19 protein-coding genes and 3 pseudogenes are annotated in these 21,535 nt (G+C 69.4%); 8 read left to right on the top strand and 14 right to left on the bottom strand.

Annotated features, from left to right (window positions below; translation table 11 throughout):
• Positions 1–6 precede the first annotated feature (6 nt).
• Together OG698_RS08190 and OG698_RS08195 are read left to right on the top strand one after the other, a co-directional pair.
• Positions 7–231 carry a hypothetical protein gene (locus OG698_RS08190; protein ID WP_327579359.1) on the top strand — a complete coding sequence of 75 codons (225 nt, stop codon included), beginning with the start codon at positions 7–9 and terminating at the stop codon, positions 229–231.
• Entirely contained in the window at positions 231–443 is a 213-nt protein-coding gene (locus OG698_RS08195) for a LexA family protein (protein WP_399974675.1), read from the top strand. The genes OG698_RS08190 and OG698_RS08195 overlap by 1 nt, the downstream gene beginning before the upstream one ends.
• A 128-nt stretch (positions 444–571) precedes the next feature.
• On the opposite strand, the gene OG698_RS08200 is transcribed toward OG698_RS08195, so the two are convergent.
• The 4 genes and pseudogenes from OG698_RS08200 to OG698_RS08215 all read right to left on the bottom strand — a co-directional run bounded on the left by OG698_RS08200 (position 572) and on the right by OG698_RS08215 (position 3,113).
• Positions 572–994 (bottom strand): STAS domain-containing protein, encoded by a 423-nt coding sequence (locus OG698_RS08200; protein WP_406102329.1) that lies wholly within the window; start codon positions 992–994, stop codon positions 572–574.
• An 84-nt stretch (positions 995–1,078) separates the two neighbouring features.
• Positions 1,079–1,834 (bottom strand): IclR family transcriptional regulator, encoded by a 756-nt coding sequence (locus OG698_RS08205; RefSeq protein ID WP_406102330.1) that lies wholly within the window; start codon positions 1,832–1,834, stop codon positions 1,079–1,081.
• Between the two features lie 148 nt (positions 1,835–1,982).
• Positions 1,983–2,452, bottom strand: a pseudogene (locus OG698_RS08210) (IS5 family transposase); the annotation flags it as partial.
• Positions 2,453–2,489: 37 nt separating this feature from the next.
• Positions 2,490–3,113: a TetR/AcrR family transcriptional regulator gene (locus OG698_RS08215; RefSeq protein ID WP_406102332.1), complete on the bottom strand. Its 624-nt coding sequence runs from the start codon at positions 3,111–3,113 to the stop codon at positions 2,490–2,492.
• Between the two features lie 72 nt (positions 3,114–3,185).
• Here OG698_RS08215 and OG698_RS08220 point away from each other — a divergent pair, with 72 nt between their 5' ends.
• Positions 3,186–4,013, top strand: coding sequence for a class I SAM-dependent methyltransferase (locus tag OG698_RS08220; protein WP_406102333.1), 828 nt, complete (start codon positions 3,186–3,188; stop codon positions 4,011–4,013).
• A gap of 253 nt (positions 4,014–4,266) precedes the next feature.
• Here OG698_RS08220 and OG698_RS08225 read toward each other — a convergent pair whose 3' ends face one another.
• Positions 4,267–5,325: a zinc-dependent alcohol dehydrogenase family protein gene (locus OG698_RS08225; RefSeq protein WP_406102335.1), complete on the bottom strand. Its 1,059-nt coding sequence runs from the start codon at positions 5,323–5,325 to the stop codon at positions 4,267–4,269.
• A gap of 979 nt (positions 5,326–6,304) precedes the next feature.
• Between OG698_RS08225 and OG698_RS08230 the strand changes: the two genes are divergently transcribed.
• The 3 genes and pseudogenes from OG698_RS08230 to OG698_RS08240 all read left to right on the top strand — a co-directional run.
• Positions 6,305–7,369 carry an AI-2E family transporter gene (locus tag OG698_RS08230; RefSeq protein WP_406102336.1) on the top strand — a complete coding sequence of 355 codons (1,065 nt, stop codon included), beginning with the start codon at positions 6,305–6,307 and terminating at the stop codon, positions 7,367–7,369.
• Between the two features lie 133 nt (positions 7,370–7,502).
• A pseudogene (locus tag OG698_RS08235) lies at positions 7,503–7,565 on the top strand (zinc ribbon domain-containing protein); the annotation flags it as partial.
• 76 nt (positions 7,566–7,641) lie between these two features.
• A pseudogene (locus tag OG698_RS08240) lies at positions 7,642–7,848 on the top strand (RNA-guided endonuclease TnpB family protein); the annotation flags it as partial.
• A gap of 194 nt (positions 7,849–8,042) precedes the next feature.
• Here OG698_RS08240 and OG698_RS08245 read toward each other — a convergent pair.
• The 7 genes from OG698_RS08245 to OG698_RS08275 form a co-directional block, all read right to left on the bottom strand.
• Positions 8,043–8,750: a GntR family transcriptional regulator gene (locus tag OG698_RS08245; RefSeq protein ID WP_406102337.1), complete on the bottom strand. Its 708-nt coding sequence runs from the start codon at positions 8,748–8,750 to the stop codon at positions 8,043–8,045.
• A 61-nt stretch (positions 8,751–8,811) separates the two neighbouring features.
• Positions 8,812–9,135 (bottom strand): L-rhamnose mutarotase, encoded by a 324-nt coding sequence (locus OG698_RS08250; protein ID WP_406102339.1) that lies wholly within the window; start codon positions 9,133–9,135, stop codon positions 8,812–8,814.
• Positions 9,132–10,673 carry a sugar ABC transporter ATP-binding protein gene (locus OG698_RS08255; RefSeq protein WP_406102341.1) on the bottom strand — a complete coding sequence of 514 codons (1,542 nt, stop codon included), beginning with the start codon at positions 10,671–10,673 and terminating at the stop codon, positions 9,132–9,134. The genes OG698_RS08250 and OG698_RS08255 overlap by 4 nt, the downstream gene beginning before the upstream one ends.
• On the bottom strand, positions 10,670–11,683 hold the full coding sequence (locus OG698_RS08260) for an ABC transporter permease (RefSeq protein WP_406102343.1): 1,014 nt from the start codon (positions 11,681–11,683) through the stop codon (positions 10,670–10,672). Before OG698_RS08260 ends, OG698_RS08255 begins: the two co-directional genes overlap by 4 nt.
• A complete protein-coding gene (locus OG698_RS08265) occupies positions 11,680–12,756 on the bottom strand; it encodes an ABC transporter permease (RefSeq protein WP_406102344.1) in 1,077 nt (358 codons plus the stop codon). Before OG698_RS08265 ends, OG698_RS08260 begins: the two co-directional genes overlap by 4 nt.
• A complete protein-coding gene (locus OG698_RS08270) occupies positions 12,753–13,844 on the bottom strand; it encodes a mandelate racemase/muconate lactonizing enzyme family protein (protein ID WP_383095011.1) in 1,092 nt (363 codons plus the stop codon). The genes OG698_RS08265 and OG698_RS08270 overlap by 4 nt, the downstream gene beginning before the upstream one ends.
• 44 nt (positions 13,845–13,888) lie before the next feature.
• Positions 13,889–14,989: a sugar ABC transporter substrate-binding protein gene (locus OG698_RS08275; protein ID WP_406102345.1), complete on the bottom strand. Its 1,101-nt coding sequence runs from the start codon at positions 14,987–14,989 to the stop codon at positions 13,889–13,891.
• A 228-nt stretch (positions 14,990–15,217) separates the two neighbouring features.
• Here OG698_RS08275 and OG698_RS08280 point away from each other — a divergent pair, with 228 nt between their 5' ends.
• A complete protein-coding gene (locus OG698_RS08280; protein ID WP_406102346.1) occupies positions 15,218–16,624 on the top strand; it encodes an alpha-L-fucosidase in 1,407 nt (468 codons plus the stop codon).
• 281 nt (positions 16,625–16,905) lie between these two features.
• Here OG698_RS08280 and OG698_RS08285 read toward each other — a convergent pair whose 3' ends face one another.
• Both OG698_RS08285 and OG698_RS08290 read right to left on the bottom strand, forming a co-directional pair.
• Entirely contained in the window at positions 16,906–17,880 is a 975-nt protein-coding gene (locus OG698_RS08285; RefSeq protein WP_406110912.1) for a hydroxyacid dehydrogenase, read from the bottom strand.
• 147 nt (positions 17,881–18,027) lie between these two features.
• A complete protein-coding gene (locus tag OG698_RS08290; protein ID WP_406102347.1) occupies positions 18,028–19,113 on the bottom strand; it encodes a substrate-binding domain-containing protein in 1,086 nt (361 codons plus the stop codon).
• 232 nt (positions 19,114–19,345) lie between these two features.
• On the opposite strand from OG698_RS08290, the gene OG698_RS08295 reads away from it, so the two are divergent.
• Positions 19,346–21,367 (top strand): DUF2264 domain-containing protein, encoded by a 2,022-nt coding sequence (locus OG698_RS08295; RefSeq protein ID WP_406102348.1) that lies wholly within the window; start codon positions 19,346–19,348, stop codon positions 21,365–21,367.
• The last annotated feature ends 168 nt before the right edge of the window (positions 21,368–21,535 follow it).

The raw sequence follows: 21,535 nt of genomic DNA on the forward strand, positions 1-21,535 counted from the left end.
GGGAGCATGGACCGCCATTTTCCGAGCGACCTTCTGAAGGCGCAGACGTCCTGGTACGTCACCTACGAACAGCTCGCCACTGGCCCGTCGGACGACGCGGCTGCCCAGCGCCGACGGCTCCTCCGCCTGTCCCGGCTCATCGCCGGGCACCCGTACTGGACGACTTCGGCGGGTACACCCGCGGCCCGGATGGCACTCAAGGAGATCGCCCGTACGAAAGCGCGGCCGTGATGCTCACCGACCGGCAGATGCGGATCATCCGCAGCGCACGGGAGTGGCTCGCCGAGTACGGGGAGGCCCCGTCGGTACGCGAGCTCGCCGCGGCGGTCGGGGTCTCCTCCACGTCGTCGATCGTTTACCAGTTGCGACGACTGCGGGAGGTCGGCATTCAGATAGAAACCCGTGGCCGCCCCAGTGGACGGTGCCCGCACTGCGGGCGCTGACCCCCTCGCCGCCCGGCCCCCGCTCCGATCAGGTTGTCGGGGGTCCCGGCCTTCGCGTGCATGGCCTTGTTCACGGGTGGGTTGCGACAGCGGATGTTCACGACTTTGAGCAGTGCCTCAGTACGGGGTCATCGCAAGAGCGGTCCGTCAGTTGCGCCTGCCCGGCCAACCGGCACGCCCCTCTGCACTGGGGGCTGCGCGACGGCCTGCTCGACCGAGTCGTGGAACGAGTAGACGTGACGCAGACCGCCGAGAAAGAAGACGCGCAGGAGCCATTCGTCGGAGCAGGCAATCCGCAGCGACCCGTGACGGGTCTTGATGCACTTGGCGACAGCGACGATCATGCCGAGCCCCATGGAGTCCAGGAAGGGGGTGTTGCACAGATCGAGAACAAAGTGACGGTGCCCCTCGGCGAGCCTGCGGATCACTGCGGCTCGCACGACAGGAGCGAAGGAAATGTCGATGTCTTCGTTGGCTTCGACGACCGTCCAGCCGTTCGTCACGTGGCAGTCGACTGACTCGTACGGCCCTGCGACGCCCTGATCACACACGTCCCTGCTCCTCTGCACCCTTGACCGATTTGTCCGTCTAATCCATGAAACGGGTCATGCTACGGAGTCACAAGGTCCCGGTTTTCAGATGGTGAGCGAGAGCCTGCGGGACACCCGCTCCGCGGCGGCGACCAGCGTCGCCACCGCACCTTCGAGACGGTCGGTGCGATTGGCACGCAGGGAGACACCAAGCGCGCCAAGGGTGTCGCCCTGACGGATGGGCACAGCGACGCACGCGGTACCCAAGGAGTACTCCTCGATATCGGTGACGCCAGGCCCATGGGGCGCGTCGAGACGCCGTAGCAGTTCGGCACGGTGAGTGATGGTGCGAGGGGTGAGATCATTCAGCGTGTGACGGGAGAGGTAGTCGGCGCGGGCATCGCCGTCCAGCTCACGCAGAACGCACTTGCCGAGCGCCGTGGCATGCCCCGCGTCTTCGAAGCCGACCCATAGATCGACACGGGGCGCCTTCGGCCCGTCCACGATCTCCGCGACCCGGATCTCGCCGTCCTCATAGAAGGTCAGATAGGCAGCGGCCGACAGACCGTCCCGCAGCTCCGTGAGTGTCGGACGGACCCTGCTGAGCGCCGCCTGATCGCGGCTTCCCCCATGCAGCGCGCCCAACCTCTCCCCCAGGACGAACGTACTGTCGTCAAGTTTGCGCACGTAGCCGTCGTGCACCATCGTGCGCAGCAAATGGTAGGTCGTGGCCAAGGCCAGCCCGGTCTCGCGCGCCAGCTGCTTGGCCGGCACGCCACCTTCGTGCGCACCCACAGCCTCCATCAACCTGAAGGCTCGCTGCACCGACGTGATGAGCGTGGGGCCCTCCTTGCCACCCATGTCTCCACAGTGCTCCATGCGGACAAATCAGGGCAAGTCAAATGGGCAGGTTCAATGAGATCGCCGACCGGGCGACGAAGGAGCAGATGACACCGACCGTCCGCCTCAACCGCCTCATCGCGCGCTCGTACCCTCCCGGCACAAACTCGTCGTCGCGGTTTCCGCCCGTCAGCGACACCGCGAGCGGAATGCCCTGGCCGTCGGTGAGGATCTGAGGCTTGCTGCCTGGTCGTGCGCGGTCGACCGGGCCGGGCCCTCTTTTGGGCCGCGTCGAGCTGCCCGCCGTGGGAGGAGTCGATCACCGCCCGCGACCAGTCCAGCTCGTTCGCGGCCCGCAGTTTCCTCAGCGGCACGAAAGGCAGTTGGTCCCACACGCCGGCCTCGTTCCACGCGGCCAGGCGCCGTCGGCAGGTCATGCCCGAGCCGAAGGGCAACTCCTGGGGCAGGTGCTCCCATTGGATGCCGGTGTGCAGGACGAACAAGATCCCGCACAACGCCTGCCGGTCCGGCACGCCCGGTCGCCCAGACACCAGTTTCGGGCCTGGTTCGGGGCAGTAACGGCTCGACCAGCAACCACAGTTCATCCGATACGACCCACGGTCGCGGTTGACTTCCCACACCTGGACCAACAACCGAACAAGCGACGGTCACATGATCAACGACTTCCGTCAGGGCCTTCAGCCGGTCGTCGTTGCACGGCGTCGGCGATGACCGCTGTCACGAGCTTGTTGACGGCTGCCGTGGTCGGCGGGCCGGAGTCGCGGTCTGTGAAGAGGAGATGCCCGCCACCGACCAGGGAGAGGGTGAGTGAGTCGATGTCGGTGTCGGCCGCGATGCGGCACAGTCGACGCTCGTCGGCCAGATAAGCGGAAATCGCCGTCGTGGCCTGGGCGAGGATCGCGATGCCGCCTCCGGGCCTGGCTTGCCGCAGCCGTGCGCGCAGCTCGTCCCGGAAGGTGATGAGCGGGATGATTGCCACTGGAATCGGTCCGAACAGGGTGGTCAGCGCGCTGGTGAGGTTGTCGGCCACTGTGCCGGTGCCTGCGGACTCGCGCAGCGCACTCGCCTGCATCTCGAGCTGCGCGGCACGGTCGAGTACGAGGTCGGCGAGGAAGGCGTCGAAGTCGGTGAAGTGCCGGTGCAGGACGCCTTTGGCGCATCCCGCCTCGTCGGTGACGGCCCGGCTGGTCAGCCCGTTCGGCCCGTCCCGCAGAAGCACGCGTTCGGCAGCGTCGAACAGTTGCTGCCGCGCGTCGCGAAGGTGCACCCCAGTCGGCACTCACAGATCCTCTCGTGCATCAGCCCGCTAGCACCCGTTGTCGAGTGGGCAACCGCCCACTAAGGTGGGCGCATGCCCACTCTACCGCGAGAGCAACCGGGACCGCCCCCAGCGGAGTCGCACAAGGCCCGGCGGATGGCCGAGTCGTTCGGCGTGGACGCGCAACGCTACGACCAAGCCCGGCCCGGCTACCCCGATGCATTGGTGACGCGGATCGTCGCCGGGAGCCCCGGGCCTGACGTACTCGACGTCGGCTGCGGCACCGGCATCGCAGCCCGCCAGTTCCAGGCGGCCGGCTCCGCCGTGCTCGGTGTCGAGCCCGATGCGCGGATGGCTGACTTCGCGCGAGGCCGTGGCCTGCAGGTCGAGGTGGTGGCCTTCGAAGCCTGGCAGCCGGCCGGCCGGACGTTCGACGCGGTCATCGCCGCCCAGTCGTGGCACTGGGTGGATCCGGTCGCCGGCGCTGTGAAGGCGGCACGTGTGCTGCGTCCAGGGGGACGGCTGGCGATCTTCGGGCACGTGTACGAGCCGCCGGCCGAGGTGGCCGAACCGTTCGCCGCTGCCTTCCGGCGGGCGGCGCCCGACTCCCCGCTCAACGACCAACCGGCCCGACGCCCGCTCGACCTGTACCAGGCGGCATACGCGAAGTTCGCCGACAAGATCCGGGAGACCGAACAGTTCAAGGAGCCCGAACAGTGGCGATTCGACTGGGAGCAGTCCTACACGCGCGACCAATGGCTGGATCTGCTCCCCACCACCGGCGGTCTCACCCAGCTTCGTCCCGATCAGCTGGCCGAGGTACTGGATGCCGTCGGGGGCGCCATCGACTCCCTGGGGGGACGCTTCACGATGAACTACACCACCCTGGCCGCGACCGCCGTACGCGTCGGCGCCTGCTGAGTCCATCCGTCACGTCGCCGCCGACCGCCGCCGCGATAGACAAGCAGGAGAGAGCGGCATCCCGATGAAGGACGGCCCCGTCACTTGTACGGCGGTGCCGTACCGCAACCCCAGCAACCGCCCCGTCCGGTAACGCCCTTGAGGGCCTCGCAGCGGGCCGGCACGGCCGTCGTTGAACGTTCCTGCCAAAGCTACGGATCAGATGCTCCTCCGCACCTCCGCCGCAGGCAAACCGGTATCCAAATACCGCGTCCTACTCGTCGCCTTCGTCTCGGCCGTCTTCGAAGACGAGGAGCGGTTTGGCGCCATGAGCGGGTGTTTCGGCGAACGAGACGGCTTCAGCGAAGCGTTCGAGCGGGAACGGCCGGCCTTGGGGAATGCTCAGCACTTCATTGGCGACGAGGCTGCGAACCTCGCCCAGCGCGTACAGCACATCCGTAGGTGAGGCAGTGCCGAACCAGCGGTTCAGCCAGAAGCCACGGACCACTTTGGTCTCGTAGATGACCGAGCGCGCCAGCAGCGGAATCGTGAGCGCCGCCGGGTCGGTCTGCCGATGGGTGGAGAGCGCGCCATAGACCACGGTCTCTCCTCCCGGTGCCAGTGCCTGGGACACCTGGGCACCTACCTGTCCCGCGACACAGTCGATGGCCTTGCGCACACCGGCCGGTCCTGCAATCTCGGTCACACGCTGCACCAGGTCCTCGTCCTCAGTGCAAATGACCTCGTCGCCACCGAACGCCTTGATCTCGTCAACAGCATCGCGCCGCCGCACCACATTGATCGTGCGAATACCCAGATGCCTGGCCAGCTGAATGACGAGTCGGCCGACGGTGGAGCCCGCCGCCGTCTGCAACAACCACTCTCCCGGCTGTACGTCGAGTTCGCGAGTCACCAGGAGCAGCGCGGTCAACGGGTTGACCGCGAGTTGACAGGCGCTGGAGTCGCTCAGACGACCGGGGACCGGCAGAAGCCTATGTGTATCGGCAACAAGGTATTCCTGCCAGGTGCCGGCCACACGCGGCCCGGGCACCGCCGGGACAGCAACGGCCACCACACGCTCGCCGATCTGCAGTCCCTCGGTACCCGGACCCAGGGCCTCAATACGGCCCACGCATTCCATGTGACCCCCGACCGTGGGAAACACGGGGGAGAAACCGTAGCGACCACGCAACACGTGCAGATCGCTGGCGTGAATCGGAGTCGCCCTCACACGGATCAACGCCTGACCGGCTTCTGGCGTGGGAACAGGCCGGGATTCCAGCCGAAGGACATCGTTCGGCTCGCCAACCTCTCCGGCTACGAGCGCGCGCATGGATTGCGGCATGAGTGACCTTTTCTCCCAGCACCCCACGAACTCGGCGGAATCGGTGGACTCGGCGGACGTTCTGGGCACGAACGACGCAACCTCCGGCGGGTCTCGACGCCATATGTACAGCTCGCCTCGCCTGATCGATCGCCAGATGTCACCCTCCGCTCCCCCAGCTTGCGCTCCTTCGCCAGCGCTGTCATGTCGTAAGCAGGCTTGCCCTCGACACGGGGCTCGCGACGTCATAAGAGAGCTGCACCAACGCGCCGGGCGTTGTCGAGAAGCCTCGGCGGCGCGTGCGCGTGGTCCGCTCCTCGGCGCTCGAGCAACCCGACGGTTCTCCGTTCAGCGCGGATATGAGGGCCGTGGGGGATCGAGCAGCAGAACCGACCGGTGTGAGCGGTTTCCGGCTCCGCCGGGACCGGCCGTCGCGGTGCTCCGCGCCTCGGGTGCTGGGCACGTGGTGTCCGGCTCCGGGGCAGGAATCGGCGACGCCGCTTCGCCACCGGGCTGAAGCCCGATGCACTGCGAATGAATCCGGCCCCGCTGTGGGAGGAGAAGGCTGCCCTGTGCCCGACTGAACGTCAGCGGGGGGTGTCAGGCCGCCCTGGCAGGGGCTCGGCCGCCCTGTCCCGGCTTGCGACGACTCTTTTACAGCCACACCCTGTCCATGACGCCTCTTGTGTTCGCTCCGCTTTGGCCAGTCACGTGATTCCGACGGCGTTGTCGAAGCTGCCCGTTGGGGAACACGTGGCTGCGCGACTCGACGACGGGAGGCGGTGACACACAGGTGGACGACGGTTCGCGTCGTTCGCAGCGGCAGCAGCCGGGCGGGCCCGGCTCGCGCCCCCGCTCCGGTCGCGGTGGGCGACGGCGGCGGTATGTCGCGCTGGGGAGCCGGCCCGCCCGCGGGGTGGGGGCGCAGGCACGGGCACGTACGGCTGGGACGGCGGTGTGGCGCGCCGGGGACCACGACGGCGCGGCTGTGAACCGCGGGCTGCGCGTGGCGGCGGCGTACGCATGGCGGCTGCTGCTGCTCGGGGCGGCCGTGTACGCGGTTTTCACGATCCTGGGGCGATTGCAGCTGGTCGGTGTGGCACTGTTCCTCGCGCTGGTCGTGACCTCGGTGCTGCGTCCGCTTGCTGATCTGCTGGCGCGGCGTCTGCCGAGGGCCGTGGCAGTTGCGATGAGCGTGGTGGGGAGCCTGATGGTCGTGCTGGGGCTGCTGGCGCTGGTCGGCGGACTGATCGCGGGGGAATCGGCACGGCTGGGGCAGGAATTCTCCGGGGGCATCGGGCGGATCCAACGGTGGCTGGAGGGCTCCCCCTTCCACGTGAGCCACGCGGTGCTATCGGATCTGCAGGGCAAGGTGTCCACGTTCGTCTCGCAGCACCGTTCGGAACTCATCAGCAGCGTGCTCAGCGGCGCCGGGCGGCTGGTGGAAGTCCTCACCGCAGCGGCGCTAGCCCTGTTCTGTTCCTTCTTCTTCATGCATTCCGGGGACAAGTACTGGTACTGGTTCCAGGATCTGTTGCCGGAGGGCACTCGGGACACCTGGGGCCGTGCGGGACGAGCGGCGTGGCACACCTTCGCCGGGTACACGCGGGGCATCATCATCGTGGCGGCAGCCAACGCCGTACTGGTCGGGGTCGCCCTGTTCGCGCTGCGCGTGCCGCTGGCCCTGCCGCTGATGCTGCTGGAGTTCTTCGCCGCCTTCATCCCTCTGCTGGGCTCACCCATCGCGCTGGCGGTGGCCACGGTCGTCGCGCTGGCCGCGCGGGGCCCGGTCATCGCGATCGTGGTGCTCGCCCTGATCGTGGTCGTCGGCCAGATCGAAGGCCACGTATTACATCCACTGGTACTGGGCTGGGCAGTGCGGCTGCACCCCGTGGTGGTGGCTCTCTCCGTCATCACCGGCAGCATCCTGGCCGGAGTGGTCGGCGCGGTCGTGTCCGTTCCCATGGTGTCGGTCGCCTGGTCCGTGCTCTGCGAGCTCCGCATCCCGCGTACCCGGCCCGAGCCGGACCACCCCGGACGCTCGCCGGACTGACACGCTGAGGGCCGAAGGGCCCAGGGTTTGCCGGGCGCCAACTGCACGCCGGCCCGGTCCCGCCCAGCCGCGCCCCGTCCCGCCCGCCCGCCGACGCGATCAAGCCGGCAGGGCCCCCTGGCACGGGGCGCGAGTGAGCGCGGTCAACCCCGCCCACACCTCCCAGACCTGCAACCGGTGCGGCCACGTGGACGCCAAGAGCCGCCGCACCCGGGACCCGTTCACCTGTACCCGAGACGGGCACCACACACACGCTCGGCATCGATCACGGCATCGCCTCGTTCCTCACCGACTCCAACGGCGTACACGTCCTCAACCCGCGCCACGCCGGCAAGGTGGCCGCGAGGCTGAAAGCTGCGCAGCAGGACCTGAGCCGCTTCCCGCGCCGCAAGTCCAAGAGCCGCACCCGCAACCACCAACGGACGGTGGACAAGGTCGCGGCGCTGAACGGGAAGGTGCGCCGGCAGCGGCTCGACCACGCGCACAAGATCGCGCTCGGCCTGGTCCGTGAACACGACTTCATCGCGCACGAAGACCTTCCGCCCGATCGTCATGAGTTCGCTCTCTCACCTGCCGGAAAGGCCGACGCCCTCCTGCACCTTGATGGAGACCCGCCACACGGCGTAGCCGTGCCGGAGTGCAGGGAGAGTTCAGCCCCGGTCGAGCGGCCGGCTCACGGGGCGTCCCCGCGGTTGCGCTGCCGCTCCAGGCTGAGCCGCAAATGCTCGGCCATCGCTTCCGATGCGCGCTCGGAGCTGCGGCGCAGCACCGCCCGGACGATGCGCTCGTGCTCGGCGAGGGTCGGCTCGCCCGCACCGGGGATGGAGCGGAGCCGGAAGATGTGCAGATGGGAGTGGAGGCGCTCGATGGCGTCCGCGAGGAGCGGGCGCCCGGCACCGGCCGCGAGGGCGTCGTGGAAGCGCTGGTCCAGTGCGACGAAATCGCGGTAGGCGGCGTACCGGCCGTTCACTTCGGGGCGGGTCTGCATGTCCTCCAGCAGCTGCTCGAGAGTGTCCAGCTGCGCCTCGTCGGCGTACGTCGCTGCGAGGGCCGCGGCCCTCGGTTCCAGCAGGAGCCGCATCTCGAAGAGCTGCTCCAGCCCTTCCGGCGTGAGCAGTTCGGTCGCGCGGTAGCCCGCCAGGGACCGCTTGACCAGCAGCCCGTCGGACTCCAGGCGGGCCAGGGCCTCGCGCACCGGGGTGGGCGAGACCTGGAGGGACCGCGAGAGGGACTCGATGCCGACGCGGGCGCCGGGGACGATCTCGTGGTCCATCACCATGGCCTTGATGGCCTCGTACACACTGTCCGTCAGAACCTGGCGCTGCGGCTTCTCGGCCGGGCCCTCCAGGCGGTCGGAGGCGGTGGGGTCGTGGGACGGCATCCGGCCTCCAGGTGCGCAGCGAAGGATCGATCGGTGGGGGCGAGTCTATCGAGGCCGTTCCCTACTCCATGAGGAACACCTGTTCAAGGTTGGTCCACCACTCCCCCGGTGCCGCCTCCTCGACCGGCTCCTGGCACGGGTCGGTGAGCGCCCACCACGCCTGCGTCGCCTCGTCGTCCGCCATGGCCCGCAGGTCCGCCTCCAGGTCGTCGCCGTGGTACTCGAAGTAGCTGAACAGCCGGTCGCCCAGCAGGTGGATCGAGTAGTTGGCGATGTGGGAGCGGCGCAGCCGGTCGAGGACCGGCTGCGGGACGTCGCGGTGCAGCTCCCGGTACACGGCGAGCTTCTCGGGCCGCACCCTGATGACCTGGGCCATGCGCTTCATGCCGTGTTCCTCTCCTGTACGGCCTCCTCGGGCCGGCCGTGGATGAGGCGGATGATCCGGCCGCTCATCTCCTCGTAGTCGTGATCGTTCTGCACTTCGCCGCGCGTACGGTAGCCGCCCATGACGACGATGCGGTCCGCCAGGGTCACCATCTCGCCGAGGTCGCTGCTGATCAGCAGGATCGCCAGTCCCTTGCCCGCGAGCTCCCAGAGCAGTTCGTGAAAGGCCCTCTTCGTACGGATGTCGACGCCCACGGTGGGCTCGTCGACGACCAGCAGACGGGTGTCGGCGGCGAGCCACTTCGCGAGGCTCACCTTCTGCTGGTTGCCCCCGGAGAGTTCCCCGGCGGGCTGGTCGAGTCCCGAGATACGGATGCCGAGTCGCTCGACCAGCTCCGCCGCCGTGGCGCGTTCGCGGTCGGCCGGTACGTAGCCCAGGGTGCGGGCCAGCTTCCGCCAGACGGTGACCGTGATGTTCCGTACGATCGGCTGCTCCAGGAAGACGCCTTCCTCCTTGCGGTTCTCCGTCACATAGCCGATGCCGTGCTCGTGCAGCGCCTGCCGGGGCGAGTTGATGCGCACCGGGGCACCGTGCACCCGGATCTCGCCGGACTCGATGCGGTCAAGTCCCAGGACCGCCTTGGCCAGTTCGCTGCGGCCCGCGCCGACGAGTCCGTACAGGCCCACGATCTCGCCCACCCGGACATCGAGCGTGATGTCCCGGTGCCCGGCGCCGGTGGAGATTCCGGAGAGCGAGAGGGCGGGCGGTGAGGTGGTGTCGAGCGTCCGCGGTGTGAAGCCGGACGTCATGTGGGTACGGCCCACCATCAGGTTCACCACGTCGTCGTGGGTGTGGTCGGCGAGGGGTGCGGAGTCCAGTACGGACTGCCCGTCGCGCAGCACCGTGACCGTGTCGCACACCGCGAACACCTCCTCCAGCTTGTGGCTGACGAAGACGACGCAGGTACCCCGGTCCGCGAGCCTGCGGATCACCGCGAAGAGCCGCTCGGTCTCCTGGGGCGAGAGGGAGGCGGTCGGCTCGTCGAGCAGCAGGACCCTGCTCTCGGTGAACAGCGCTTTCGCGATCTCCACCAACTGCTTCTGGGCGACGGAGAGTCGGGAGACCGGTGTCTGCGGATCCAGCTCCACACCGATCTCGGCCAGGCACCTCGTGGCGGGGGCGGACATCGCCTCGCGGTCGATCATCCCGCGTCGGGACGGCGGGGCCTGCAGGCAGATGTTCTCCGCAACGGAGAAGGCGGGCACCAGGTTCCGCTCCTGGTGCACGACCCCGATCCCGGCGTGCGCGGCCTCGAGCGGCGACCGGAACCGTACGTCCTCACCGTGCAGCAGCAGCTGCCCGCCGTCCGGCGGATGGACCCCGGTGAGGACCTTGATCAGGGTGGATTTCCCCGCACCGTTCTCGCCGAGCAGGGCGTGTACGGCGCCGGCCTCCAGGCGCAGCCCCACGCCGTCCAGCGCACGGACGCCGGGGAAGACCTTGACGATGCCGCGGGCTTCGAGAAGTACCTCGCTCATGACACAACTCCGGTGGTGGGAAGCGGAGTTGTGCCCTTCGACTGACGGATACGGCCGCCTATCACGGTGCCCAGGACAACGATGCCGATGAGGAAGTTCACCCAGCTCGGGTCGAGCGAGAACTGCGCCCGCGCGGTGTCGATGAGGCGCATGAGGAAGGCAGCGAGGACGGTGCCGAGTACGGCCACCGAGCCGCCGGTGAGCGCCACTCCCCCGATGATGGGGGCGGCGAAACTGGGCAGCAGCCAGTCGCCGCCGACGCTGGCGTTGACCCCGGGAAGGGATGCGGTGGCGGTGACGGCGGCAACGCCGATCAGCAGTCCGGACAGGGTGTGGGCGAGGACGATCTGCCGGTCCGTGGAGATGCCGGAGAGGCGTGCGGCGAGGGGATTGCCGCCCGCCGCGAGCAGTCGGCGCCCGGCGATGCCGCGGTGCATGAACAGCGCGAGCAGCGCGGCCGTGGCGACGGCCGTCAGGAACACCAGGGGGATGTTCAGCGGTGCGGCCGACCCCAGGTCCTTGAGGAAGGAGGAGTAGCCGTCCACGGTGCGGGTGCCCACCACGCGGTACTGGGCGCCCAGCAGCATGGTCATGGTGGCCAGCGTGACGATGAAGCCGTTGATCCGGGTGGCCACGATGAACACCCCGGTCAGCAGCCCGATCAGGGTGGCGATCAGTACGCCCGCCACCACCACGACCGCCATCGGCCAGTGCGCGTCGGCCATCAGGACGGCCATCACGGCGGCGGTGAATCCGCCCAGGGCGCCGACGGCCAGATTGAGCTGGCCCACACACAGGGCCACCATCTGTGCCAGGCCGATGAGCACCGGAGTGGCGAGGTACTGCAGGAAAGTCCGGACGGAGTTCCCGCCGAGGAAGTCGCCCGAGGAGGCGATCGCGAGGCCGGCGCAGCCCACCACGACGACGGCCAGCAGGGTCGTCTCGGTGGAGCGTGAGTGCCGCCGGATCGCGGGGGTGAGTGTGGTCAGGACGTCACGGGTCAGGCTCATGTGGACCGCACCACCTTGCGGTAGGAGACGACGTTACGGATCCGGTCGGCCGAGAGGGCCAGCAGCAGGACACCGCCCAGATAGATGTTCAGGCTCTCAAGACCGACCCCGAGCAGATCGAGCCCCTTGCGGATCACGTCCACCAGCGAGGTGCCGAGCAGCGCGCCGAGTACGGAGACGACTCCGCCGGTCAGCAGCGTGCCGCCGAGCACCGCCCCGAGGAACGAGGGGAGCATGAACTCCCCGCCGATGGATGCCCGGAACGACCCGGTGCTGACGGCCGCCATGAACCCGGCGAGGGAGGCGAGCAGCCCGGACAGGGCGTGGGCCGTGACGATGCGCCGGCGGGTCGGGATGCCGGAGAGTTCCGCGGCGGCGGGGTTCCCCCCGGTGAGGAGCAGTTCGCGGCCGGTGCGGGTGTAGCGGTAGAGGAAGCCGAGGCCGAGCAGCGCCAGGACCGTGAACTGGGCGAGCTGCGGCACCGCGTTGGAGCCGCAGACAGGGCCCGCGCAGATGTCGGCGAGCGAGTAACTGCGCAGCTCCGCCATGCCCGCCGGAGTCGAGGTGAAGGCCGCGTTGTCGGTCAGCGCCCCGTACAGCAGCGATACGAGTCCCAGGAGCGCGAAGTCCATGGCCAGGGTGACGACGAAGGAACTTACTCCGGTACGGGCGATCACCCATCCGGCGAGCGCCCCGATCGCGGTGCCGGCGATCAGGCAGAGCAACAGGCCCAGGGCGAGCGGGAGATGGAGCCGGTCGTAGCCGAGTCCGGCGAACATGGCGCCGAAGGAGGCCATGCGTCCGACGGCGAGGTTCATGTGCCCGACCGACAGCACGACCATCTGCGCCAAGGCCACCACGGTCAGCGTGGAAATGTCGCTGAGCAGGGGGAAGAGGGAGAACTGAGCGTTGAAGAACGCGGGACGCAGCGCCCCGAACAGCGCGGCCAGTGCGACGACCAGGACGAGGAGCCCGAGTTGCTGGTTGACCCAGAACGGCAGCCGGCCGGCGGACCGGGGCTTGTCGGTGACGGGTCCCGCTGCGGGCGCGGGTGGTGCGGTCGTGGTGTTCATGCCACCGTCCGGTCGTCCAGGGCGTCCCGGTCCCAGTCGATGCCGATACCCGGCACGTCCGGAGCGAGAGCGCGTCCGCCGTCCACGGCGAGCTCCGAGCGGGTGACGGCCCTCAACTGCGGTATGTACTCGACGAACCGGCCGTTGGGCACGGCGGCGACGAGGCTGATGTGCAGTTCCATCAGGAAGTGCGGGCAGACCATGACGTTGAAGGTCTCGGCGAGATGGGCGACCTTCAGCCAGGGTGTGATGCCGCCGACGCGGGCCACGTCGACCTGGACGACGGAGGCGGCACCTGACTCCAGGTACTGCCTGAACTGCAGGGGCGAGTACAGGGATTCACCCACGGCCACAGGAATCGAGGTGGCCCGCGCCAGCCGTGCGTGGCCGCTCACGTCGTCGGCCGGCAGGGGCTCCTCCAACCAGAACGGAGCGTAGGGCTCCAGTGCCGCGGCGAGCCGCAGCGCGGAGGACGCGGTCTGGGACTGGTTGGCGTCCGTCATGATGTGCAGGGCGGGCCCGACGGCCTCCCGTACGGCGCGCAGCCGCTCGACGTCCTCGGACACCTGCTCCTTGCCCACTTTGATCTTCACTCCGGACCACCCCTTGTCCCGGGCCGCCAGCGCACCCTTGACGAGGTCCTCGGTGCTGAGGTGCAGCCAGCCGCCCTCGGTGTCGTACAGCGGGACGTCCTGCCGGAACCCGCCGGCCAGCCGCCACAGCGGTTCGCCGGCCCGCTTGCACCGCAGATCCCACAGGGCGGTGTCGACCGCGGCGAGGGCGAGCGAGGTGATCGCCCCGACGGCCGTGGCCCGCGTCAGGGAGAACAGCTCCTGCCACAGTCCTTCGACGCGGCGGGCGTCCTGCCCGATCAGGCGGGGCAGCAGGTGGTCGCGCAGCATGGCGAGGACGGACGAGCCGCCGGTGCCGATGGTGTACGCGTATCCGGTGCCGGTGAGGCCTTCGGACGTGGTGAGGTCGACGAAGATCGTCTCTTGCTTGACGAACGACTGGACGGCGTCGGTCCGTACCGTCTCGACCTCGATGTCGGCGAGATGGGCCGTGGCGGCGGTGATGACGATGCTCATGGGACTCCGGGTGTACGCGAGGTGCAGGGGTACGGGGCCGCCGGTCAGCGGCAGTTGAGCAGCTCGTCGGCGAACTTCTTCTTCAGCTCGGCGGTCTTGGCCTTGCGAGCGGTGTCGTAGTCGGCGACGTTCTCCTTGGTCACCACGAACGACCCCGAGTCGACCGCGACGCCGGGGGTCCGCATCGTGCACTGCTTGGTCTGCAGCAGGGCGAGCACCCAGGACCCGATGTCGGCCTGGCCGACCGGGTTCTGTACGACGGTCGCGCTCACGGAGCCGTTCCTGATCGAGCTGAGGATCTTGGCGTCGTCGTCGATCGCGATGACCTTGGCCTTCGACCCGGAACTCTGTACCGCGCCCGCGGCGGCGACCGCCGGGTTGTAGGCGGTGGCGACGATGCCCTGGATCGACTTGCCCTTGGCGGCCATCAGGTCGGAGACCGCCTTCTGCGCCGTCTGAAGGTCCTTGTCGATGTCGGTGACGGTCTGCAGCAGCTTCACCTTCCCGCCGCTCTCGCGCACCGCCTTCGCCACGCCCTTGATCCGCAACTGGGTGTTGGCGTCCACGTTGTTGCCCGTCAGATGGACCAGGGTGCCCTTGCCGCCCATCTGGTCGATGGCGGCCTCGGCGGCTTTGTACGCGGCGAGTTCGACGTCGGTCGACAGACAGAAGTCCGCCTTGTCGACCGTGCCCGCGGGACAGGAGCCGAGCGAAGCGACGGGGAGCCCTTGGGACTTGAGGCGGGCGAACGTGCTGTTGATGTCGGTCGGCGAGACACCGAAGACACCGAAGGCGTTGTAGCCGCGGGCGGCGAGGGAGGACAGCAGATCGTTCTGCTTCTGCTGGTCCCACTCGGCGGTCTCGTCGAAGGTGACGTCTCCCAGCTTGTACGTGCTCTTGGCGGTCTGCCCGGCCTGCTTCCAGGGCTGGAAGTAGGGGTGCGCCCCGCCGGGGACCAATGCGATCTTCACGCCCGAGCCGTTCGCCGGCTCGGCCGTTCCGTCGCCCGTGCTCGCCGACGCTCCGGCGCCCGCGTTCGCCGGATCCCCGGAGTTCTTGATGGTGCAGCCCACCGCACCGGCTGCCAGGAGCGTCCCGGCGACGGCGGCCCGCGCGACGGTTCTCAGCAGGAGCTGGTTCTTCACGACCATCTACCCCAATCCAATAGGATCTTTGCAGGGTGATGGTGCGCCGACAGTGCGGCCGCGTCAATACGCTCGACAGGACAGCGTCTGGAAGTTACCGCCCAAACACGGGGCCAACAGCGGCAATTGACCCGAAACCCGTAGGTGTCCGCGAGGGCTTCCGCACCCCTTGACATCCCACTGACGCGCCGAAATCGTATAGGAAAATTCTCCGACGAGGAGGTAGGCGTGAGACGCTCCGTAAGGACGTATCTCATCGGCGTACTGGCCGTACTGACCCTGCTGACAGCGGGAGTTCAGAGCGGTTCCGCCGCGACATCGAACGCGACGCCGCCGGCCGGCAGCGAGCTGCGGGACCTGGCCATCGGCACCGGGGCGGCACAGAGCAGCACCGCCTACGACGGCGCGGCGGGCCGCGCCGTCGACGGTGAGCACAACGGCAACTACTACGCCGACTCGGTCTCGCACACCGCGCTGGAGACACAGCCGTGGTGGCAGACGGACCTCGGCAGCAGCCAGGGCGTCACCAAGGTCGTCGTGTGGAACCGCACAGACTGCTGCACCGACCGGCTGTCGAACTTCTGGGTCCTGACCTCCGACAAGCCCTTCGGCTCGGCGAGCCTGGACGAGGCAAAGGCGCAGAGCGGGGTGAGCGCCACCCGGTTCGGGACCCTCGACGGCGCCTCGGCCGAGGTCGCCCTGAAGCGCTCGGCCCGTTACGTACGGGTCCAGCTCGAAGGGAGCGGCTACCTGGCCCTCGCCGAGGTCCAGGTGTTCGGAACGTCCGTCCTCAAGCCCAGCCGGGCCGCTCAGAAGTGGGTGGACAACAACCCGTTCGGCATGTTCATGCACTTCAACATGTCGACGTACCAGGACGAGCAGTGGGCCGACCCCAACGGCAACCCCGCGGACTTCAACCCGACGAACCTCGACGCCGACCAGTGGGCGAAGTCCATGAAGGCGGCCGGGATGCAGTTCGGCGTGCTCACCGCCAAGCACCACGACGGCTTCGCCCTGTGGCCGACGAAGTACTCCGACTACTCCATCGCCGCCAGCCCGTACAAGAACGGCAAGGGCGACATCGTCCGCGAGTACGTCGACGCCATGCACGCCAACGGCCTCAAGGTCGGCCTCTACTTCTCCATCTGGGACCGGCACAACGGCGACAGCACCGAGCTCATAGAGAACCAGCTGCGTGAACTGCTCACCCGGTACGGGCAGATCGACTACCTCTGGTTCGACGGCTGGGGCTGGAACATCCCGTACTCCAAGATCCCCTACCAGCCGGTCCGCGACATGATCCACGAGACCTCGCCGCACACGGTCGTCGCGAACAACGACCACGAGGGCTCGCTCCGGACCACCGACGTCATCGTGTACGAGGTCCCCGTCCAGGGCATGCCGCCCGCCACCAACCCCCGCCCCACCGACGCCAGCGACACACTCGACACCAACCGCACCTGGTTCCACACCACCGGGACGGGCGCTCCACGGCCGGCCGACGAGATCGTGACCAACCTCAAGAAGGCCAACGAGGGCAACGCCCTGTTCCTACTGAACGTCGCACCTGACCTCAGTGGGCGGATCCCCGATGTGTACGTCGACCGCTTGAAGGAGATCGGCCAACTGCACTGACCCGCAGCCGGGTTGAAGGGCGGGCGGGCTCACTTTCTCCGGGTCGGGAGCAACCGCAGTGCGGCGAAGGCACTCGTCACCGTCAGGCAGGCGAGGCGAGGCGAGGCGAGGCGCAGTCGCAGTCGCAGTCGCAGTCGCAGTCGCAGTCGCATGAGTGATCATCACGCCGTGGGGACTCGAAGAGGCCACGACGGGTGTCGACCTGGGCGGACGCCATCTGGATTGCGGGCGCATCACACTGGTGCCTGCGGTCGGTCCGAGGCCGTCGGCACGTAGGGCGGTTACGCGGTGCGCGCCAGTGTTTCCCGGCGCACCGCGTGCCGCGGCGGCGCTCCCGTGGCGAGGCGTTCGACCTCGCTGACGGCGAGCTCGCCCATGCGGAGCAGTTCCGTGCCGCGCGAGCCCGCCACGTGCGGGGTCAGCAGGACATGGGGGTGGCCGCGCAACGGGCTGTCGGACGGCAGCGGTTCGGGCGAGGTCACGTCGAGGATGGCGTGGAGCCGCCCGCCGAGGACCGCCCCCGTCAGCGCGTCGGTGTCGACGAGGTCGCCGCGCGCGGTGTTGATCAGCGTCGCACCGGGGAGCATCGTCGCGAGCCGCCGAGCGTCGATCATGTGCCGGGTCTCGGGCAGGGACGGGGCGTGCAGTGACACGACGTCGCTGGTCGCCACGAGTTCGTCGAGGCTGAGCAGACGTCCGCCCAGTTCCCGGGCCCCCGCCTCGTCGAGGTAGGGGTCGCTGACGACCAGGTCCAGGGCGTACGGGCGCAGCATCCTCAGCACCAGGCGGCCGATCGCGGACGCGCCGACGATGCCGACGCGCCTGCCGTAGTTGCCTTCGGGGCCGAGGGGCTCCGGTGACGTGTCGGGGTCCGAGCCGTACGTGGCCGCGGCCCGGAACACCCGCTTGTTCGCCAGCACGATCATGGCGACGGTGTACTCGGCCACGGGAACCGCGTTCGCGGACGCGGCCGATGTCACGGCGAGGCCCCGTTCCCAGCAGGCCGGTGTGATGTGGTGCTTGACCGAGCCGGCTGCGTGCACGACGGCCCGCACTCGCGGCGCGTGCGCGAGGACCTCCGCCGTGAGGGGCGGGCAGCCCCAGCCGGTGAGCAGGATCTCGGCACGGCCGAGCGCCGTCCTGGCCCGCTCGGAGGCGAACTCCCAGAGCTCCTTCCCCGGTTCGACGTCCGCGACGAGGCGCAGCCGGCGCATCAGCCCGTCGTCGAGCAGGCGCTCGCGCAGGCCGCCCGACATGGCGAACGCCACGCGTGGTCGACTGGTGCTGCTGGTCACTCTTCTCCTCGGCCGCGGCGGACAGTGCGTCCATCCAACGGTCGCGGGGCGAACGTGGTCAACGCGTCCCCGGCCGATCGAAAGGAACCGAAAGCTCGGCGCCGCCCCTCATGCGGCGCCGCACGACGACCGCACGACCAGGCCGGGCAGCAGCGACATCCGGCGCGTGGCCACCGGGTCGCCCGGCGAACTCACCCGCAGCATCAGCGTTTCCACCGCCATGCGGCCCACGTCGAACTTGGGCGGCGCGACCGCGGTCAGCGGCACCTCGGTCAGCGCCGCAGCCTCGTCGTCGTAGGCGACGATCGCGAGGTCGCCCGGCACGTCGAGGCCCCGCTCGGTGGCGGTCTGCACAAGCGCCGCGGCGTTCCGGTCGGCGTGCACGACCAGGGCCCGTACATCGGCCGCCAGGCAACGGTCGACCAGGTCTGCGACCGCTTGCGCGTTGCCCAGCGGGTCGAGGTCGGTGCGCGGCAGTTCGGTGTGGCCGACGCCGCCGTCGGTGATGCCGAGGCGGGCCAGGGCGGCGGCATGCCCCTCGAACAGCCAGCGGGCGGTCGGGCTGCGCAGCCCCGCGGCGGCGGCCACCCGGGTGTGACCGGTCCCGACCAGGTGCTCCACGGCAAGTTCGGCACCGGCGGCGTGGTCGCTGCGGACGTATTCGATGCGGGAGGCGGCGGGGCCCACGAGGGAGCGCTCGAGGAGGATGACGGGGACGTCGATGGCGGACAGCCACTCGATCATCTCGGGGTCCCGGTCGGGCGGTTCGGCCGTCGCGAGCAGCAGCCCGTCCACTCCGGCCCGCAGCAGCCGGGCCACCTGCCGGCGTTCGAGTTCCCGGTTGTAGTGGGAGTCCGCCAGGACGATCCGTACGCCCAGTGCGCCGGCTGCGGACTCGACGCCCCGGATGACGCCCGGGTAGTAGTACGAGGACGACGGCACCACCAGGCCCAGCGTGGCCTGCCGACCGGGCCGCCCGGCCTCGGCGCCGGACTTTCTGGGCGCCTTGGTCCGGCTCGGGATGCTCGCCCCGCCGTAACAGCGCTCCAGGAGGCCCTGGTCGGCGAGGGTGCCGATGTCGCGGCGCATGGTGACCGTCGAGACGTCGAGGCGCTCGGCCATGTCGGTCACCCGGACCCAGCCCTGGCTCCGGGCCGCCTGCATGATCGCTTCGTAGCGCTCCACTGCCAGCATCTGCTGTTTCCTCCCCGGTGTGGACCGGTTGCTCAGATTAATCGGGCCGTCCCTTCGATCGAAAGCTCGTAGTTTCGGTTCCTTTCGACTCCCGTTCGCCCACTCCGGTCTCGGGGATGCTGCGATCGCCACCCCTGTTCATCGCCCCCCTGTTCACCGCCACCCCTGTTCACCGCCACGCGCGTCATCGGAGCGCGGACCGGAGCACGTACCAGAGAGCGAGTAACCATCCATGGCTTCGTCCGGACCCGTCCTGCCGGCGGAGGACCGTCGTCTTTCCCCTTTCACCGGCTACGGCAGGACCCACTGGCTGGCCATCGCCGACCAGCTCCTCCTGGACGCCCACCGGTTCGCATCCCCGTCCGGTGCCCGCATCGCCCTGCCGGGCAAGGCCTCGTCCTCGGGTGCCGGATCGGACCAGCTGGAGGGCTTCGCGCGGACGTTCCTGCTGTTCGCCTACCGCCTTGCCGGTTCGGCCGGCGACGCGCCCGCCGGGCTCCTGGAGGCGTACACGGACGGCATCACGGCGGGGACGGATCCCGCGCATCCGGAGGCGTGGCCCACGATCGACCAGGAGTGCCGCCAGACCCTGGTGGAGGCGTGCTCGGTCGCCCTCGGCCTGCATCTCACCCGGCCGTGGCTCTGGGACCACCTCGATCCCGCCGTCCAGGAGCGGGTGGCGCGCTGGTTCCAGGGCGTATGGGGCCTGGTGATCCCGGACAACAACTGGCACATGTTCCGCGTGGTCGTCGGCGAGTTCCTCGCGAGCGTCGGCGCCCCGCACGACCGTGCCGGGATGGACGCCGATCTGGCCCGGATCGAGGACTTCTACGTCGGTGACGGCTGGTACCGCGACGGCGGTGACGCGCGCCGGGCGGACAACTTCGACCACTACTGCGGCTGGGCCATGCACCACTACCCGGTGCTCTGGGCCGCGTTCATGGCGGGCGAGCGCGGCACCGCGCGGCTGCCCGTCTACCGGGAGCGGCTGCGGCGCTTCCTCGACGACTTCCCGCTGTTCTTCGGCGCGGACGGCGCCCCGATGCACCAGGGCCGTTCCCTGATCTACCGGTTCGCCGCGTCGACCGCTCCCTGGATCGGCGCGCTGGCCGACGCGACGCCACTCGCCCCCGGTCTGACCCGCCGCCTGGCGAGCGGCACGCTGAGGCACTTCGTGGAACGCGGCTTCCGGGACGCGGACGGTATCCCGACGCTCGGCTGGTACGGGGCCTTCCCGCCGATGGTGCAGGGATACTCGGGGCCCGGCTCGCCGTACTGGCTGTCGAAGGCGTTCGTGGGACTGCTGCTGCCGGACGACCACCCGTGCTGGACAGCGGTGGAGGAGCCGCTGCCGGTGGAGGGCCCCGACCTGGTACGCCCGCTGACCGCGCCGGGATTCGTCCTGTCGGCGACACGCGCCGACGGCGTCGTCCGGCTCGTCAACCACGGCAGCGACAACCACCTCCTGCCTGGCAGCACCACTTCCGACCCGCACTACGCGCGCTTCGCCTACTCGACCGCCACGGGGCCTGTACTCGGCGACCCGGGCGGCGCGTCGGCCGACAACCACGCGGGCCTGTGGGCTCCCGGGCTCGGTCTGTCGAGCCGCACGCGCATCCATCGTCTCGGGGTCGCCGACCGGTACGCCGCGTCCTGGCACCGTCCCCTCTGGCCCGGCACCGAGGAGCCGCCCTCGGCCAGGATCGAAACGGCGAGCGTGCTGTGGGGGCCTTGGGAGCTGCGGGCCCATCTGGTCGACGCACCCGCCGAACTGGCCCTGCGCGACAGTGGCTGGCAGGTGGCCGACGAGCGGGCGCCGTGTCCCGACAGCGGCCCGAGCCGCGCCGCCGCCACCACGGCGACGGGCCTCACCAGTACCTTCGTCTCCCTCTACGGTCACGACGAGGTGGCCGTGGAGGCACGAGAGGGCTCCAGTGCGTTCGGACCGCGGTCGGCGGTCCCGTACGCGACGGCCGCACGCACCGCGGACCGGACGGTGCACGTAGCCCTGATCGGCCTCACCGGGGACGCCTCACCGCACCCGTCCGTACGCTGCGAGATCGACGGGACGCGCGTCACAGCGCGCTTCCCCGACGGCACTTGGGTCGTCGTGGCTCTCGGTGACGATCAGGCGCCGGGCGCCGTGGAACTCGGCGGGACCCGCCTCGACGGCCCCATGCGCTACGCCCGCCTCTCCCCCGGCGAACCTCCCGTCGTGGTCGCTTTCCGACCCACGGCCGAGGTGACCGGATGAGTACGCCGAGCCGCCCGAACGCATCCATTTCCTCAGGGCCGACAAGCACCGTGCCGACGTCGCGGGCTTCGCGGGCGACCCCGTGGTCCGTACGCCCGTCCTCGACGAACTGGCCCGCACCCCAGGCGTGTTCACACATGTCTACGCCCTGTAGCCGATCTGCGTACC

This window comes from Streptomyces sp. NBC_01003, assembly GCF_045162695.1.
In the GTDB taxonomy this organism is placed as follows: domain Bacteria; phylum Actinomycetota; class Actinomycetes; order Streptomycetales; family Streptomycetaceae; genus Streptomyces.